The sequence below is a fragment of the Halomonas sp. CnH100-B genome (assembly GCF_024124605.1).
In the GTDB taxonomy this organism is placed as follows: Bacteria; Pseudomonadota; Gammaproteobacteria; order Pseudomonadales; family Halomonadaceae; genus Vreelandella.
On sequence record NZ_JAMXRX010000003.1, the window covers coordinates 517,709 to 533,124 of the forward strand.

The 15,416-nt window shown below is 58.2% G+C and carries 15 protein-coding genes; 9 read left to right on the forward strand and 6 right to left on the reverse strand.

Going from position 1 to position 15,416, the window contains the following annotated elements; genetic code table 11:
* Window position 1: 1 nt before the first annotated feature.
* From NH398_RS09065 to NH398_RS09080, 4 genes are all read right to left on the reverse strand, one after another.
* A complete protein-coding gene (locus NH398_RS09065; RefSeq protein ID WP_253018005.1) occupies window positions 2-2,860 on the reverse strand; it encodes an EAL domain-containing protein in 2,859 nt (952 codons plus the stop codon).
* 28 nt (window positions 2,861-2,888) lie between these two features.
* Window positions 2,889-4,088, reverse strand: a complete 1,200-nt coding sequence (locus tag NH398_RS09070; RefSeq protein WP_253018007.1) for an OprO/OprP family phosphate-selective porin — start codon at window positions 4,086-4,088, stop codon at window positions 2,889-2,891.
* Window positions 4,069-4,536 (reverse strand): hypothetical protein, encoded by a 468-nt coding sequence (locus NH398_RS09075; RefSeq protein ID WP_339119463.1) that lies wholly within the window; start codon window positions 4,534-4,536, stop codon window positions 4,069-4,071. Before NH398_RS09075 ends, NH398_RS09070 begins: the two co-directional genes overlap by 20 nt.
* Before the next feature lie 264 nt (window positions 4,537-4,800).
* Entirely contained in the window at window positions 4,801-5,736 is a 936-nt protein-coding gene (locus tag NH398_RS09080; RefSeq protein WP_253018009.1) for a glycerophosphodiester phosphodiesterase, read from the reverse strand.
* A 243-nt stretch (window positions 5,737-5,979) separates the two neighbouring features.
* Between NH398_RS09080 and NH398_RS09085 the strand changes: the two genes are divergently transcribed.
* Window positions 5,980-6,669 carry a VIT family protein gene (locus NH398_RS09085; RefSeq protein WP_253018011.1) on the forward strand — a complete coding sequence of 230 codons (690 nt, stop codon included), beginning with the start codon at window positions 5,980-5,982 and terminating at the stop codon, window positions 6,667-6,669.
* A 33-nt stretch (window positions 6,670-6,702) separates the two neighbouring features.
* On the forward strand, window positions 6,703-7,101 hold the full coding sequence (locus NH398_RS09090; RefSeq protein ID WP_159342823.1) for a VOC family protein: 399 nt from the start codon (window positions 6,703-6,705) through the stop codon (window positions 7,099-7,101).
* Here the strand turns inward: NH398_RS09090 and NH398_RS09095 are convergent.
* Window positions 7,098-7,988, reverse strand: a complete 891-nt coding sequence (locus NH398_RS09095; protein ID WP_253018013.1) for a LysR family transcriptional regulator — start codon at window positions 7,986-7,988, stop codon at window positions 7,098-7,100. The two genes, NH398_RS09090 and NH398_RS09095, sit on opposite strands and share 4 nt — an antisense overlap.
* 123 nt (window positions 7,989-8,111) lie before the next feature.
* Between NH398_RS09095 and trpB the strand changes: the two genes are divergently transcribed.
* From trpB to NH398_RS09125, 6 genes are all read left to right on the forward strand, one after another.
* Window positions 8,112-9,329: a tryptophan synthase subunit beta gene (trpB, locus tag NH398_RS09100; protein ID WP_253018015.1), complete on the forward strand. Its 1,218-nt coding sequence runs from the start codon at window positions 8,112-8,114 to the stop codon at window positions 9,327-9,329.
* A 20-nt stretch (window positions 9,330-9,349) separates the two neighbouring features.
* Window positions 9,350-10,168 (forward strand): tryptophan synthase subunit alpha, encoded by an 819-nt coding sequence (gene trpA, locus NH398_RS09105; protein ID WP_253018017.1) that lies wholly within the window; start codon window positions 9,350-9,352, stop codon window positions 10,166-10,168.
* A 112-nt stretch (window positions 10,169-10,280) separates the two neighbouring features.
* Window positions 10,281-10,532, forward strand: a complete 252-nt coding sequence (locus NH398_RS09110; RefSeq protein WP_062372637.1) for a type II toxin-antitoxin system Phd/YefM family antitoxin — start codon at window positions 10,281-10,283, stop codon at window positions 10,530-10,532.
* Window positions 10,522-10,806: a type II toxin-antitoxin system RelE/ParE family toxin gene (locus tag NH398_RS09115; protein ID WP_089675540.1), complete on the forward strand. Its 285-nt coding sequence runs from the start codon at window positions 10,522-10,524 to the stop codon at window positions 10,804-10,806. Before NH398_RS09110 ends, NH398_RS09115 begins: the two co-directional genes overlap by 11 nt.
* 42 nt (window positions 10,807-10,848) lie before the next feature.
* Window positions 10,849-11,169: a hypothetical protein gene (locus tag NH398_RS09120; RefSeq protein WP_253018019.1), complete on the forward strand. Its 321-nt coding sequence runs from the start codon at window positions 10,849-10,851 to the stop codon at window positions 11,167-11,169.
* Between the two features lie 46 nt (window positions 11,170-11,215).
* Complete coding sequence (locus NH398_RS09125) at window positions 11,216-12,109, forward strand: dihydrodipicolinate synthase family protein (RefSeq protein WP_253018021.1); 894 nt, start codon at window positions 11,216-11,218, stop codon at window positions 12,107-12,109.
* Window positions 12,110-12,134: 25 nt separating this feature from the next.
* Here NH398_RS09125 and NH398_RS09130 read toward each other — a convergent pair whose 3' ends face one another.
* The gene (locus NH398_RS09130) at window positions 12,135-13,103 is read right to left on the reverse strand and encodes a putative zinc-binding metallopeptidase (protein WP_253018023.1); all 969 of its coding nucleotides are present in this window, start codon (window positions 13,101-13,103) and stop codon (window positions 12,135-12,137) included.
* Window positions 13,104-13,733: 630 nt separating this feature from the next.
* Between NH398_RS09130 and NH398_RS09135 the strand changes: the two genes are divergently transcribed.
* Window positions 13,734-15,404: a methyl-accepting chemotaxis protein gene (locus tag NH398_RS09135; RefSeq protein ID WP_290441438.1), complete on the forward strand. Its 1,671-nt coding sequence runs from the start codon at window positions 13,734-13,736 to the stop codon at window positions 15,402-15,404.
* The last annotated feature ends 12 nt before the right edge of the window (window positions 15,405-15,416 follow it).

Sequence of the window (15,416 nt, forward strand, 5' to 3'; positions counted from 1 at the left end):
TTCATCCTTTTAGTAGCTGCGCCAGGGGCAGGGGTTTGCCTACATAAAAGCCTTGTCCGTAAGCAATGCCGTACTCTTTTAAAATAGGCAGCAGTGCCGCCTGGTCGACAAACTCTGCAATGGTTTGTTTGCCAAACCCTTTGGCGATGTCGGCGATGGCTTTCACAATGGTATGGCTATCGGGATTGATCAATAAGCTGCGAATGAACGAGCCATCTATTTTGATGTAGTCCACCGGTAGCTGACCCAAGTAGTGAAAGCTGCTGAACCCAATGCCGAAGTCGTCCAGGGCCGTACGGCAGCCTAAATCGCGTACGGTTTGCAGCACGTTGCGCGCGGTCGAAAAGTCGGTGATCGCGGCGGTTTCGGTGACTTCCAGAATCAAATGGTGGGGGTCGGTGCCGCTGCGCTGTAACTCGTCGGTCAAGTACTGTTTGAGCTCCAGGTCGTGCAGCGACTGCCCCGACAAATTCACAGCCAAGGAAATGCCCCGCGCTTGCAGCGTACCCAGGGCTTCCAGGCTATGTCGGAGGACCCATCGGTCAAGCGGCACGACCAAGCCGCTCTGTTCGGCAATGGCAATGAAGTGCTGAGGGGCGATCAGGCTGCCGTCCGGCGCGCGAAGACGCAGCAGCACTTCATAGTGCTTCATTGATTGGTCGGACAAGTGCACGATGGGTTGCACCATCAGTTCGAAGCTGTCGTTCTCCAGCGCGTGATGGAGCTGCTCGACCCAGTAAACGCGATCTTGTAGTTCGTCTTTGGCGTTCTCGGCCTGAGAGAGTAGATACCAGCGCTGGTGAGTGCTCTCTTTGGCCTTGTACATCGCCATATCGGCGCTTGCCAGCAGGTCGGCGGGGGTGCGGCCATGTAGAGGGAAAAGCGCAATGCCCATGCTGGCAGAAATATGGTGCTTTCGGCCTGCCGATTGAAAACCGATGCCGCTCAGTAGCTGGCTGATGTACCCCGCCATGCTAATGGCCTGCTCACTGCTGACGCCCTCCAGTAGCAGGGCGAATTCGTCGCCTCCCAGACGGGCGATGATGCTGCGCTGGCCAAGGTTCAAGAACAGCGTCTCGGCGACCTCACGCAGCAAGTGATCGCCGACATGGTGGCCGCTGAGTTCATTGATCTCTTTGAACTGATCCAAATCCAGCAGCACGATGGCCCCTTCGCTGTTCTTCAGCAGGGCGCTCTGCAGCGCATCCTGGAAATAGCGACGGTTGAACAGCTCGGTCAGCGGGTCGCGCTCAGCGAGCCAGGTCAGTCGCTCTTCGGCGGCTTTGCGTTCGGTAATGTCCAGCCCGACCGAAATGCGCAGCGCATCGTCTCGGGGGCTGACTGGCAGCACGGAGTGGTACCAGACCACGGTACAGCAGCGCTTGTCGGCAGTTTGCAGGATTTTTTCTTCCTGCTGGGGCGTGGTCAGGGCGGTATCGAGCGGCGCGTCTTTGGCAATGAAACGACTTGGCAGCCCGGTGAGCGGGGCATGGTCAAAAATGTCCGCAAAATACCGGCCCATCAGTTCGCTATCTTTCAGCGCGAGCCGGGTGCGCGTGTACGCGTTGACTCGCTGAATGCGCCCCTCACGGTCGTGTACCACGATGAAGACCTGAGCGGTATCCAACAGGCTATTCACGAAGTCTCTTTCATGGGCCAGCTCGTCGATGCGCTCGGCAAGCTGGCTGCTGTGCTCGGTCACGCTGGACTCCAAGTGCTCGAGCTGGTTCGCCAGGGTGCGGGTCGCGTTCTCCAGGACATCGATCTCATTGGAGAGCCGAGGCGCGCGCTGGGGCAGCTTGCCTCGCACTCCCGTAAAGTCGCCCCTCGCTAGTGCTGGTAGCAGCGCGGCGACCCGGCGCAGCCGGGCCATGGGCCCGAGCAGAATGGCGAGCAGCAGCAGCTCGGCGGCCAGCCAGCCCACCACGCCGAGTAATAGCAGCGTATTGGTGGCTTTCTGAATGGCCACGGTTTGCGCCGTGACATCGGAAATCAGTAGAAAATAGCCCGTGCTGCGCCAGTCGGCATCGTCCTCCATGTACACGGCGCTGAGTTCCAGGTAGCGCTCCGCGTACGGCAAATTCAGCGGCCGCTCGGCCAGCTCCACGATGGGCGCCGTGAGCGCAGCGCGCTCCAATAAGGGGAGCGTGACCTCGCGGCTGGTGAGGGCAACCAAATGGCCGTTCCACTGTGCTATCCGGCGGCTGGCGTCCATGCCGGGCGTGCCGCTATAGCCCGTCACCATCAACGCGACTTCGCTGCCGGACACCTCTCTGGCTTCGCGGGTCACGTCGGCCAGCGAGCGGGATAGCACCACCATGCCAATGCTGCTGCCCTCCATCAAAATGGGCACGGCCGCATACTGCTGGCAGTTCAGCCCACAGCGTAGCGTGGTGATGGGGGTCTCGCGGGCGAGCACGTCCTCCACCCACCCCTCGACGGGGATATCCACCGCGCTTTGAATGCCGCCGGAGTGGCCGAGCAAGCGCCCTAGCGGATCGAAGACGAAGACCTCATCGATCCCCGCCTCCAACTGCAAAGAGGGCCACTGAGCGCGTAGGGCGTCGTCGATGGCGGTGGTGTCTCCCACGGCCAGCGCATCCACGAGGGGCGGTGCCGAGGCGGTCAATCCTGCTAGTTGACGCAGGTTGTTTGCTGAGCGTTGAAGGGCGAGCCGTATTTCGCGCTGCTGGCGCTCATGGTGGGCCAAGCGGCTACTTTCGAACTGCTGGGCAAGATGGTGATGCCCTAACCAAATGAACAGCGCGACCAAGATCAGCAACAGCAGGCTGCTAAGCGCGGTGACCCGCCAGGCGAGACTAAACCGATGACGTGTTGGCAATGGTGAAAACCGATTCATCACGGCAGTTCCCGATCCGTTCAATGGGCTAGAAGCGCAGCGATAGTTGAAACAGCAGCATGTTCCAGTGTTGGCGTGTGGCGCTGGCCTCTGGGTTGTCTTGTTTCGGCAGCCACCCGGTGCCATCCACGGCGTGGTACTCACCCGCTAACATGAGCGTAGGCGTGGGCGACCACTGTACGCCCAGCGTGACGTCATCGGCGAACTGTGAGTGGGCTGGGCCGAGGCTTGACTGTTCGTAACGCTGGCCCGAGCGGTCGTCGGTATTGTTGATCAGGCGATCAAAACGAACTAGCCCACTCCAGCTAGGCGTGAAGCGATACTGATACTGCACGTACCAACTCTCGCCGGTGATATCGAACGTGCGCGGCAGGTTTTCGCCAACCAGCGACTGCTGGCGTAGCGCGTATTCCGCCGTCAGGCTCCAGAACTCTTCGTTGTATTGAAGCGACGCAATCCAGGGCTGGAAATCGAAGTCGGCCGCTTGCCCGCCGAACGAGGTGTCGAGGTTCACCGTGGCGGTGCTTAGCGCCGCGACCCACTGGCCGGAAGGGGCTTCGTATAGCAGCTGGGCAATCGCGGAAGGCTCTGCCGCCGAGACATCGTTGGCCGCACCGTTGAAGAGCTGTCGCGTTAGCTCCGAGCCCGTTTGCGGGCGGCCCAGCCCACTACGAAAACGCAGTGTGCCCGCGTCCGTGTGCTCTTCCCAATAAAAGCTAACGCCGTCGGCGGCCAAGCCAAGGGCGCGGGTGCGGTCAAAATAGATGGATTGCGGCAGCAATATGCTGGGCCGGGTAAACGCCACGTCGCGGGTTTGGTTGTACAGGCCAAAAGGGTTCTTGAAGCGACCTAGCTGGACACCCAGCGTGCGCGAGGTGGTCGAGCGCATTTGGTAGTCGATCACCCCGTAATCCAGCGTCGGCACGGCATCCTCGGTATCGCCGCCGGCACGACGGCTGAGCAGTTGGGCAGCCACCAGCACCTGACGGTGAGGGCGGTACGAGGCGTTCAGCCCCAGCTCGGTGAACTCCAGACTACCCGCGTGATCGCTACTGGCACCAAAAACGTCGTTATCATCGGTAATGACCAACGCCTGACTGAGAAAACCGTGAACCTGAAGCGTATCCCAGCGGCCTCCATCGCCATGGGCGCTCAGGGGCAGCAGGGCCAACAGCCCTGCGGCTAGCCACGCCGTCGGCGCTCGGTATTCACTCCATTGAAATGACAAGGACGCTCTCATCCAAGTACTCCCTTTCAAGGTAACCCAGCGCACCCGGAGTGCCAGCGACCCGCTCACGCATCTCGGCTTGGTCGCGTACTCGGTTGGGGGCTTGCCCCATGCCGGAAAACACCATTCGATCCCACGCTAACTGTAGCTGATGGGGATAGACCCCCAGCTGCTCCTTGGTAAACCGGCCATGAACGGGATCTCGGTTAGGCAGCACGAAGACTTGGGCGGCTTGCCCATTGGGCCACGTGCGCTGGCGCATGGCGAACATGGCCCGCACCGTATCGCGGTGCACCTTTAGCGTGCCCACGGACGGGTGGGCAATCAACACGATCGTATCGGGTAATTCGTTGGGCTGGGCTGACGTCGTTACCAAGAACAGGCCGAGCGTCATTAACGCTGTCAGTGAAGCGCTAATGAGCGTGCGTCGCGGCCTCTTAAACGGCATGGCTCAGGGGGTACCTTGGCTTGCCGAACGTCAGGTTCATGCACCCTGTGGGGGTGGCCCACACGTTAGCTGTGAATGAGTGAATGACGTTTCTCCCTTGCGGCGATCAACCAAAAAGTTGAGTTAGAGAAAAGAGCTTATCGGCTTTTTTACGTAACGCAAGCAACAAAAAATGGCAAAAAGTGACAGGGCACTTAGGGTAATTTACATCACCCTAAGCGCCCTTGCGCTGCGGCGTATCAACGTTGCCACTCACTCTCCGGCTTATTCGTTTACCAGTTCCAGCAGGCGGTCAGGGTAATCGGTAAACAGGCCATTGACGCCCAGCGCCATCAAACGCTTCATGTCCTCTTGTTCATTGATGGTGTACACGTGAACCGGCAGGCCATTTGCCTGTGCCTGACGAACAAACGCAGCATCGATCACGGGTTGGCCCTGGTAGGCGGCATTGGTGCCAATCCCCACGGCGTATTCAGCAATGCGCTCGAAATCCTCGTCACGGATCGTGTCGGCCCCCGGCGTGGTGTCGTTCCACTCGGTGAAAGTGGCGTTATCTTGCTCGCTGGGGGAGTACCACAACAGTTGAATGAGCGGCACGTCTGGATTCAGGTCGCGCACTTTCAGCAAACTCTCCTGATCGAAGGACTGCACCAGGACGCGGCCTTGCTCGATCATGTCGTAGGCTTCCAGACGCGTCACCAGGGCTTCTTCCAACCCAGGGTTGAGATCGGGAGACTTGGTTTCGATGTAGTAACGGGTGGTATGGCCGAAATGATCGAAGAGCTCATCGAGCGTCAGGATCTGTGTGCCGCGATAATCCTCGTCCAAGCGATCAGGATAGGCTTCATGGAACCATGAACCGGTATCCAACGTTTTCAGTTCGGCCAAGGTGTAATCGTGGATATGCCCTTCGCCGTCACTGGTGCGCTCGATGGTGCTATCGTGAAACAGGACCACCTCGCCATCGGCGCTGAGCTGTGCATCCAATTCCAGGTAATCCGCCCCCCAGCGGTGGGCTAGCTCGTAAGCGGCCAGCGTGCTTTCCGGGGCGTGCCCGCTGGCCCCTCGGTGAGCAATGACCTGAAAGCGATTCAGATCATCGAGCTGTTCAGCTAGCGGGGTGGCGTCGGCTGCCAGGGCCAACGAGGAAGTGCTGGCCAGCAGCGTGAGGGGGGTGATCCATGAGATGCGCAACGTCATCACTCCTTGTCGTCGAGAGAGGTATGACCTTACCTGTCTCACATGACAAACGCACGAAGTCGTGGGGCAGGCCACGATGATGATCTCGCCATACGACTAAACGACGTGAGGGAGCCAGTCACTGCGCGGCGTGAGGGGGAGGCAGACAATATGCCTGCTGCGGTCGGGTCATAACCTGCTAGTTTAAAAAGAGGGCCGATGAGACATCAGCGCCACGTCACTCATCCAACGGATAGGATAGCCATGACCCATCAAGAACATCACCGCTCTCATCGCTCAGGTTGGTTAAGAGCCGCCGTGCTTGGTGCTAACGATGGGATCGTGTCCACCAGTAGCCTGATTTTAGGGGTGGCAGCGGCGTCAACTGCGCAAAATGAGATCGTGTTGGCGGGGCTTGCGGGGTTGGTCGCAGGGGCCATGTCGATGGCGGCGGGGGAGTATGTCTCGGTCAGCTCGCAATCGGATACCGAGCGCGCCGATTTGGCCATGGAGCGAAAAGCGTTAGATCACCATTTCGACGACGAAAAAGAGGAACTGGCCGCTATTTATGTCGAGCGAGGATTAACGCCAGATCTAGCCCGTCAAGTGGCCGATCAACTAATGCAAAAAGATGCCTTGGGCGCTCATGCCCGCGATGAAATCGGCATCACTACTGTCAGCCAAGCGCGGCCGTTGCAGGCCGCGTTCTCATCGGCGGCAATGTTTACCCTGGGGGCACTGCTGCCGCTGCTCGTCGCTTGGTGGGCACCCTCGGTGCTGCTGATCCCACTGGTGGCCATGGCCTCGTTAGCGTGCTTGGCGCTCCTGGGCGCGCTGGCTGCCAAAGTGGGCGGCGCTCCGGTGCGAACTGCCGCCCTGCGTGTGCTGTTTTGGGGAGCGCTGGCCATGGCGTTGACGTCGCTGATTGGCCGACTGTTTGGCGTTATGGCATAACCTAGGGGGACCAAGCGCGATAAGGAGAACCGTATGCTGGCTTATACAATGGTGGGAACCCAAGACCTAGCGCGTGCCCTGCAATTTTATACGCCGCTGTTCAATGCCATGGGGCTGGATATTTGCTGGCAGGAGGATAGCGGTGTCTCGTTTGGCGACCCGGACGATGTCAACGTACCCCAGTACTTCGTGGGCTATCCCTTCGATGGCCACGACGCCACGGTGGGCAACGGGACCATGACCGCCTTTCAATTCACCGACATCAAAGAAGTCGACACGCTGCACCAGCTCGCCCTGGAAAGCGGCGGAAGCGACGAAGGCGCACCGGGCTTTCGCCCCCAATACGGCGAAGGCTTCTACGCCGCCTACGTCCGCGACCCGGATGGCAACAAGCTGGCGTTTGTGGTGTACCCGCACCGAGTAGGGCTTTAACCTTCCAACGCCTTACGTAACCAATCAGCCAGCGATTCGCTGCGGCGGGCGTTGGCGTGTTTGGGCAGCCACAGGCAAAGCTGTGCCGGGGTTGCGATGCTGCCCCAAGGGGCGACAAGCCGTCTGCTTTTTAGATCATCTTCTACGAGTAGCTTCGGGGCGATGGCGACCCCTAGGCCCGCCACAGCAGCCTCTATGAGGTAGTACAGGTGCGCAAAGCCTTGGCCCTGTTGGAGGGCTGTTTTCAATGCGGCGGTTTCCAGCCCTTGGGCGTCTGCCCACTGGGGCCACGCTTGGGGGCGTGAGGCGGTGTAAAGGAGCTTGTTGGTAAACAGCGATGCGGGATGAGCGGCATCGCACCCATCCACCAAACGTGGGCTGGCCACGGCGCAAATTTCCTCAGACATCAGCTCAATCAGCTCGCCCTCGTCAGGCCACGGTGGCTCGAAAAAGGCCAGCGTTGCGCTGGTCTCCGGCTGGCCGGGCTGCTCAGAATCGCTCACAACTACCTGAAGTTTTAGCTCCGGTAGCGCCTGGTTTAAGCGGTCTAAACGAGGAATCAGCCAGCGGGCCAGCAGGCTGCCGGGGCAGGCCAGGGTAAACGGCGCTTCTTCCACCTCATGCTTGAGCCGGGTGCAACTATCCCTAAGCTTGGCGAAGGCTTCCCCCACGCCGTTTTGCAATTGCTCTCCGTGGTGGGTGAGTACTAGCCCCCGCCCAGCTTTGGCGAACAGGGCTACGCCAAAATGCTCATCCAGGCTCTTTAGCTGGCGGCTTACCGCGCCGTGGGTCACGCTTAGCTCATCGGCGGCGGCGGTTACGCTGCCTAGCCGGGCGGTGGTTTCAAAGGCGCGCAGAGCACTTAAGGGCGGCAGGCTGTGGTGCATGGGTGCCTCTTCAAATAGTTGCGTAAAACTCACAGGTGATTGCCATCTTATCGATTTTTCTTCCCGCCTGCCTGCGCTAACGTCATCACAACCCTAAATCGCACCCAAAACGCAGAGGTCGTGATGAACAAACCTTTAAGCCTACCCGATGCCAACGGGCTGTTTGGCAGTTTCGGTGGCCGCTTTGTCGCTGAAACCCTAATGCCGCTGATTCTTGAACTGCAGGATGAGTACACCGCCGCCAAAAACGACCCGGAGTTTCAGCGCCAGCTCGCCTATTTTCAGGGTGATTACGTCGGCCGCCCCAGCCCGCTCTACTTTGCCGAGCGGCTCACCGAGCACTTCGGCGGCGCGAGCATTTATCTCAAGCGTGAAGAGCTTAACCACACCGGCGCGCACAAGATTAACAACTGCATTGGTCAAGTATTGTTGGCCAAGCAGATGGGCAAAAAGCGCATCATCGCGGAAACCGGCGCAGGCATGCACGGCGTTGCCACCGCCACCGTGGCTGCGCGTTTTGGTTTGCCCTGCGTGATTTACATGGGCGCCACCGACATCGAACGCCAGCAGCCCAACGTGTTCCGCATGAAGCTGCTGGGCGCAGAGATCGTGCCGGTCACTTCCGGCACCGGCACGCTGAAAGATGCCATGAACGAAGCGCTGCGCGACTGGGTTACTAACGTCGACGACACCTTCTACATCATTGGCACTGTGGCAGGCCCGCACCCGTACCCAGCCATGGTGCGCGATTTCCAAGCGGTCATTGGCCACGAAACCCGCACCCAAATGCTCGAAAAACAGGGGCGTTTGCCGGATTCGCTGATTGCCTGCGTGGGCGGCGGCTCTAATGCCATGGGCCTGTTCTACCCGTTCATTAATGACGACAGCGTTCACATGGTGGGAGTGGAAGCAGGCGGCAAAGGCGTCAACAGCGGCCTGCACGCCGCCAGCCTGAACGGCGGCACCCCTGGCGTGCTGCACGGCAACCGCACCTACCTGCTTCAAAACGAAGATGGTCAGATTATCGACGCTCACTCGATTTCCGCAGGGCTGGACTACCCCGGCATCGGCCCCGAACACGCCTGGCTGCACGAGCAAGGGCGGGTCGAGTACGTTTCCGCCACCGATGACGAAGCGCTGGAAGCATTCCAAATCTGCTGCCGCCAAGAGGGCATCATCCCCGCGCTGGAAACTGCCCACGCCCTGGCGGAAGTGGCTAAGCGCGCGCCGACACTTCCCCGCGAGCACCTGATGGTGGTCAACCTCAGTGGCCGTGGTGATAAAGACATGATGAGCGTGGCCCATCATCTGGGGGATAAGTTCGGAGTAAAAAACGTATGAGCGCGCTACAGGAGAACGACATGACTAACACCTCTCGTCTTGAACACTGCTTTACCGCGCTCAAGCAACAAAACCGCCCCGCGCTGGTCAGCTACCTTACCGCTGGCGACCCGGACGCCGAGACCTCCCGCCGCCTGCTGCATGGGTTGCCGGAAGCAGGCGTGGACATCATCGAACTCGGCATGCCGTTCAGCGACCCCATGGCCGATGGCCCCGCCATTCAAAAAGCCGCCCTGCGTGCGCTGGAAAACGGCCAGACCCAAGCCAAAACGCTGGAAATGGTGCGCCGGTTCCGTGAACAGAACAGCACCACCCCCATCGTGCTGATGGGCTACTACAACCCGATTTACTGCTACGGCGTCGAGCGCTTCTTAACCGATGCCGCCAAGGCCGGGGTAGACGGGCTGATCGTGGTAGATCTACCGCCCGAACATGACGAAGAGCTGTGCCAGCCCGCCGCCCAGCACGGCATCGATTTTATCCGCCTCGCCACGCCCACCACCGATGCCAAGCGCCTGCCCAAAGTGCTGGCCAACGCTTCCGGGTTTATCTACTACGTTTCCGTGGCGGGGGTGACGGGCGGCAGCGCCCCCACACCGGAGCGTCTAGAAAGCGCCGTTGATCAGCTGCGTGAACACACGCCGCTGCCCATCGCCGTAGGCTTTGGTATTCGCACCGCCGAACAGGCCGCCACCATTGGCCGCTTCAGCGACGCCGTGGTTGTAGGTTCTGCGCTGGTAGATTGCATCGAACACGCCAGCAGCGGTGATGACGTCGTGACGCGGGTGCATGGGCTGGTGAAAGAACTGGCGGAGAGTGTGAGAGGTTGTAGACATTAGGCATCGCATCGTTGAGCAGTGAATGTAAACAGCGAACGCTTGGAGTAGTTGCAAAAAAAGAGCTAATATGAGGGCTAGAAAAGGAGCTTTTTTATGGCTTCAGGAGGTTTCCATGCACCAAGTATTAGCTAACTTTTCGGTCAGTATTTCTGAGCTAAAGAAAAACCCTTCGGCACTGCTGAGCCAGGCAAGCGGTGCCCCCATTGCTGTGTTGAATCACAACAAGCCCGCCGCTTACCTTGTCCCTGTAGAAACTTATGAGGCGATGATGGAGATGCTGGAAGACTACGAGCTGGCCAAGCTAGTGGAAGAGCGTCGCGCCGATAAAGACAAGGCCGTCACGGTATCACTGGATGACCTATAAGCTACGCTTTTTGCCCGCGGCCTTGAAAGAGTGGGAAAAGCTTAGCCCACCCGTCAAACAACAGTTCAAAAAGAAGCTGGCTGAAAGGCTAGAAACCCCACGTGTGCCTGCCGATAAACTCAGTGGTTTCGATGCCTGCTATAAAATAAAGCTTCGAAGCGTAGGCTATCGTCTGGTCTATGAAGTAGTGGATGATGAACTGTTTATCTACGTTATTGCTGTGGGTAAGCGTGACAAAGGCAAAGTCTACGCGTCGCTAAAGCGCCGGATGTAATCCATCACCTATCGTGCAAATGACCACAAACAGAGGCAAATAATGGGCAAGCTCTTTTCATTGCTGGTACTGCTGGGGCTGGGCTACGCAGGACTCTATTTTTACTACGGCGTTGTGGTTGAGAAGGAAGTCGCGGAGCAGTTAGAAGCCCGTGGGCTGTCGTCGGTGAGTGTGGATAACGTCGAGTACGATTGGCTGGCCCCAGTGAGTGACAGCGCTTATGTGGCCGTCACGCTTGGCTACCGTGGCTCTCAAGCAGCGGTCAACATGCAGCTACAAGGCCACCCGCTGTTTTCTGATGAGGTCACGGTACAGCTCGATAGCCTGCAAGCGCTGCGCTTGGGACTTAGCTTTGGGCAGTAATGCTGAATAGCCGCCTCGTGCAAACAACCATCTAAAAGGACACCCCATGTTTACCGGCCTGAGTGCGTTTCCGCTAACCCCCATGAATGAGCAGGGCATCAACGAGCAGGAATTTACCCAGCTAGTGGCCCGTTTGGCACGGGCGCAGGTGGATTCCATTGGCGTGCTGGGTTCTACCGGGAGTTATGCTTATTTAAGCGTGGAAGAGCGGGCGCGGGTGGCCAAGCTGAGTGTGGAGAGTGCGGCGGGGGTGCCGGTGGTGGTAGGCATTGGCGCGCTGCGCACCCGCGATGTGCTGGCCAATGCCGAACATGCCCAGCAGGCCGGGGCGAGTGGGGTGCTGTTAGCGCCTGTGTCGTACCAAAAGCTGACTGATGACGACGTTTTTAACCTGTTCAGTACCGTCAGCCGCGCCATCAGCGTGCCGCTGTGCGTGTACGACAACCCCGGTACCACGCATTTTACGTTCAGCGACGAGCTGCACGGGCGCATTGCCGAGTTGCCCCAGGTGCGCTCGATTAAAATTCCGCCAGTGCCCAATAACCTAGAAGACGCCAAAGCCCGCGTGGCGCGGCTGCGGGCGCTGATTCCTAATGATGTAACCATCGGCATCAGCGGCGACCCCGCCGCCGCGACGGGCCTGCTGGCAGGCTGCGAGGCTTGGTATTCGGTGATGGGCGGGCTCTACCCAGAATTAGCGTTGGCGCTAACACGCGCCGCCCAAGCGGGCGACGCCGAACAGGCTCAAACCCGTTCAGACGCCTTAGCACCGCTATGGGCGCTGTATCACGAATACGGCGGGAGCCTGCGGGTGGCGGCGACCATTGCTGAACTCACCGGTCGCGCTAGCGCCCCCTGCTTGCCCCAACCGCTGAACACCCTGCAAGGGGAAGCTCGCCAACAGGTTGAAGCGGTGATTGAAACGCTGGGACTTCACTAACCCGCATCAAGCAAAGCGCAAGTGGCTACAGCCCTTGCGCACCGCGCCGCAGCCAGTTATGAACAAACGCCAGCTTGCGCAGCGCCACTTCGGAAAGCACAAACGGGTAGAGATCCGACAGCCCCATCGAACGGTTTACATGGTTCACGCCTGCCACTAAGGATGCCGCAATATGAATCAGCCGCTCTGAATCCGGTTCAGCGTAGGCATCCCAGTTGTGGTCATCCGGTAGCACGGGCGAGGTCATGCCCGACGATACAAAGCTATCGGTGATATCGGTTAAGTGCAGCAGGTGCGAGGTGGTTTCCGCCCAATCCTCGTGGGGGTGGGAAGACGCATAGGTGGAGAGAAACCGCGTGTGCCAATCTGCAGGCGGGCCGTTTTGGTAGTGGCGCTGCAAGGCCGCCGGGTAATCTTCCCGCTCATCGCCAAACATCTCGCGGAAGGCATCCAGAAAATCCTCCCGCAGGCTAAGCCGCCACCACAGCATATGGGCAATTTCATGGCGCATATGGCCAATCATGGTGCGGTAAGGCTCATCTAACGCCTCTTTGCGGGTGGTGCGCAGCACGGCATCGGCTTCCGCCACGCTAATCGTTACCACGCCGCCCACGTGCCCCATGGGCACCGGGGTGTCGCCTTCCGCCAGCATATGAAACACCGGCGGCGCGCCGGGGTCTTCCGGGCGAAACCAGTGCCAGCGGCCCAGGTTATCAATCACCCAGCGCTTGGCTGCCTCGGTTTGCGCCCAGTGGGGTATCGCATCGGAAATGGAAGGGTCTGGGGCTAGGGCGGTCATCGCGCAGGCGCGGCAGAACTCGCCCGGCTTCGTGGCAATCCAGTTACAGCCAATCACGTCGCGGTTGGCACAGAAGGGCGGCATGGGAATGAACGCCCGCGCCTGGGGGTCGTAGGCCACCGGCACACCATCCGCCGTGACCAAATTATCGAACCAGAGTGAACCGGCACCGACCGGATTAGAAAAAACGCGCATAGGTCGGGTATCTCAAGCGAAACGAAGCTTCAGTTTAGGCGCCGAGGCACGCCGACGCCAATGGCAGCTGTGAACGGGGAAATGAATAGTGGTTCTGACGATGTTATTACAGCATAAAAATCTATCCTTACCGTAAGTCGATCTAGTTCACATAACTGTCATATTGAATAAAAGAACAGATAAAAAATAGGTGTTTCTTAGACACTAATTTAACCAATTGCTGTACGCGGGTGTTACTTAATAGCGTGCTAATTGTAAACGTGCTTAATGATGAAGGGTTTTTGACCGATAGATAAGCTTGGCTGGTTAGTTATTATTTGATAAAAGCATGGTTTTGATTTTTTTATTTTTAAGTTCTTGTTTTATATGGTTTTAACTTTTTTTCACTCTTTGCAGTAATGATTTTTGTAAGACATCTGCCATTTCTTTTGTAGGATATTTTCTATCTGTTGTGTAAGACTTTGGCCTGCTGCTTCGTAAGAAAGTTTCTATTTCTCAAGGTATCCAATGACCCCAGCAACAGATGATACTCATTGCCTCTTTCTAACGTGCTATGCGTCAGCACCTTTACTGGCGCAATGAGACTCCCTTATCGAAGCGGTTCGTTGCGGACTAATGAGAATAATTGCCATGCTATACCTAAAAAAAAGCGTTAAAAGGCGGCTAGCGGTGAGTTTGGGCGTATGCGTTGTCATGCTGATCGCTGTTGGGGTATTCGGCCTCTACCATTTGAGCAAAATGAACGATGCCATTACCCAAACGTTTGAAGGCAACGTGTTGACGCTGATCGACCTGGGGAAAGTGAATGAAGCACTGCTTAGCACGCGAGTTAAAATCACGGCGGAACAGCGCGACCGGAATCCTGCTTCTGCTGTGACGACACAGCAAGAAATAGCCGAAAACGATGTTCTTATCGATGCCGCCTGGAATGATTATTTTCCTCAGCGGGTGTCTGACGAGGTCGAAAGAGGTATCGCCGAAGAGTTCATCGCGTCGCTGGCGGTGCTGCGTGCGGGGATCGACGAGGTCAACGCAGCAATGATCGACAATGATTTCGACGCGGCCCGCAGCATCGCCACCACGACGTTACGGGCAGCCTACCCCCAAGTGCTCGATACGCTTCACGCGCTGATCGATCGTAACAGCGCCCAAGCAGCGTCGGCTCATCAGCAAACGTCCGAAGACTACGTATGGACGCGCAATATCGTCATCGGCGTGATCGCAGGGGCGGTGATCGTGGGCATTCTTTTAGCGATATGGCTGATTCGCGGCATTATGACCCCACTAGGCAAAGCGCAAGCGCTCGCAAACGCTATGGCGCAAGGCCAGCTGGATAACGCCATCAACATTACTTGCCAAGATGAGTTTGGCGACATGCTGAGGTCATTAAAGGCCATGGAGGTCAAGGTCTCACAGGTGGTGATGTCCGTTCGTCACAACGCCGAATCGGTGAATGGGGCGGCTGAAGAGATTGCTCATGGCACCGAAGACCTTAGCAGTCGGACGCAGCAGCAGGCGGCCAGCATCGAGGAGACTGCCGCCTCGATGGATGAAATTACATCCACCGTTAGGCAAAACGCAGACAACGCCTCCGAAGCCGAAAAGCTTGTTCACGCTGTGACGCAACAAGCCAATGCGGGCGGTGAAATCGCAAGTAACGCTGTGAATGCGATGGAAGGCATCAATGCGTCTAGCCGCAAGATTGCCGGTATCGTTGGTTTGATCGATCAAATCGCATTTCAAACCAATTTGTTGGCGCTCAATGCCTCGGTGGAAGCCGCCCGTGCGGGCGAGAATGGCCGTGGCTTTGCGGTGGTGGCTGGTGAGGTGCGAAACCTGGCGGGGCGCAGTGCCAACGCGGCGAAGGAGATCAAGCAACTGGTGGAAGAGAGTATCGATTTAGTTGGTAATGGGTCTACTCTCGTCAATCAGGCGGGCAAAGCGCTTGAAGATATCGTTATTGGCGTCCAGCGCGTCTCCTTATTGATGGGGGAGATCGCCACGGCCAGCCACGAGCAGTCTCAAGGCATCGATCAAGTCAATACGGCCGTCGCACAGTTGGACAGTGTGACCCAGCAAAATGCGAGCTTGGTGGAAGAGTCCAGCGCGGCGTGCCGCTCCCTTCAGATTCAAGCCGAGGCGCTGATGAAAGAAGTAGCGTTCTTCAAAGGGGGGGCTGCGGAGAAGCCTCAGGCCGCGTTACCCTCTAATTTTCAACGCCCCGTCGTCAAGCCGCTGGAGAAGACTCTTCGTCCGCCGTTGGCTACTCGCCAGGAGGCCGAGGACTGGGCCTCTTTCTAAGCTAAGCACATT

Excerpts from the sequence above, each read along its gene's own strand:
- trpA (WP_253018017.1), top strand. The coding sequence starts at position 9,350 with ATGACTAACACCTCTCGTCTTGAACACTGCTTTACCGCGCTCAAGCAA.
- NH398_RS09075 (WP_339119463.1), bottom strand. The coding sequence starts at position 4,536 with ATGCCGTTTAAGAGGCCGCGACGCACGCTCATTAGCGCTTCACTGACA.
- NH398_RS09120 (WP_253018019.1), top strand. The coding sequence starts at position 10,849 with ATGGGCAAGCTCTTTTCATTGCTGGTACTGCTGGGGCTGGGCTACGCA.
- NH398_RS09080 (WP_253018009.1), bottom strand. The coding sequence starts at position 5,736 with ATGACGTTGCGCATCTCATGGATCACCCCCCTCACGCTGCTGGCCAGC.
- trpB (WP_253018015.1), top strand. The coding sequence starts at position 8,112 with ATGAACAAACCTTTAAGCCTACCCGATGCCAACGGGCTGTTTGGCAGT.
- NH398_RS09095 (WP_253018013.1), bottom strand. The coding sequence starts at position 7,988 with ATGCACCACAGCCTGCCGCCCTTAAGTGCTCTGCGCGCCTTTGAAACC.
- NH398_RS09115 (WP_089675540.1), top strand. The coding sequence starts at position 10,522 with ATGACCTATAAGCTACGCTTTTTGCCCGCGGCCTTGAAAGAGTGGGAA.
- NH398_RS09135 (WP_290441438.1), top strand. The coding sequence starts at position 13,734 with ATGCTATACCTAAAAAAAAGCGTTAAAAGGCGGCTAGCGGTGAGTTTG.
- NH398_RS09125 (WP_253018021.1), top strand. The coding sequence starts at position 11,216 with ATGTTTACCGGCCTGAGTGCGTTTCCGCTAACCCCCATGAATGAGCAG.
- NH398_RS09085 (WP_253018011.1), top strand. The coding sequence starts at position 5,980 with ATGACCCATCAAGAACATCACCGCTCTCATCGCTCAGGTTGGTTAAGA.
- NH398_RS09110 (WP_062372637.1), top strand. The coding sequence starts at position 10,281 with ATGCACCAAGTATTAGCTAACTTTTCGGTCAGTATTTCTGAGCTAAAG.
- NH398_RS09065 (WP_253018005.1), bottom strand. The coding sequence starts at position 2,860 with ATGAATCGGTTTTCACCATTGCCAACACGTCATCGGTTTAGTCTCGCC.
- NH398_RS09130 (WP_253018023.1), bottom strand. The coding sequence starts at position 13,103 with ATGCGCGTTTTTTCTAATCCGGTCGGTGCCGGTTCACTCTGGTTCGAT.
- NH398_RS09090 (WP_159342823.1), top strand. The coding sequence starts at position 6,703 with ATGCTGGCTTATACAATGGTGGGAACCCAAGACCTAGCGCGTGCCCTG.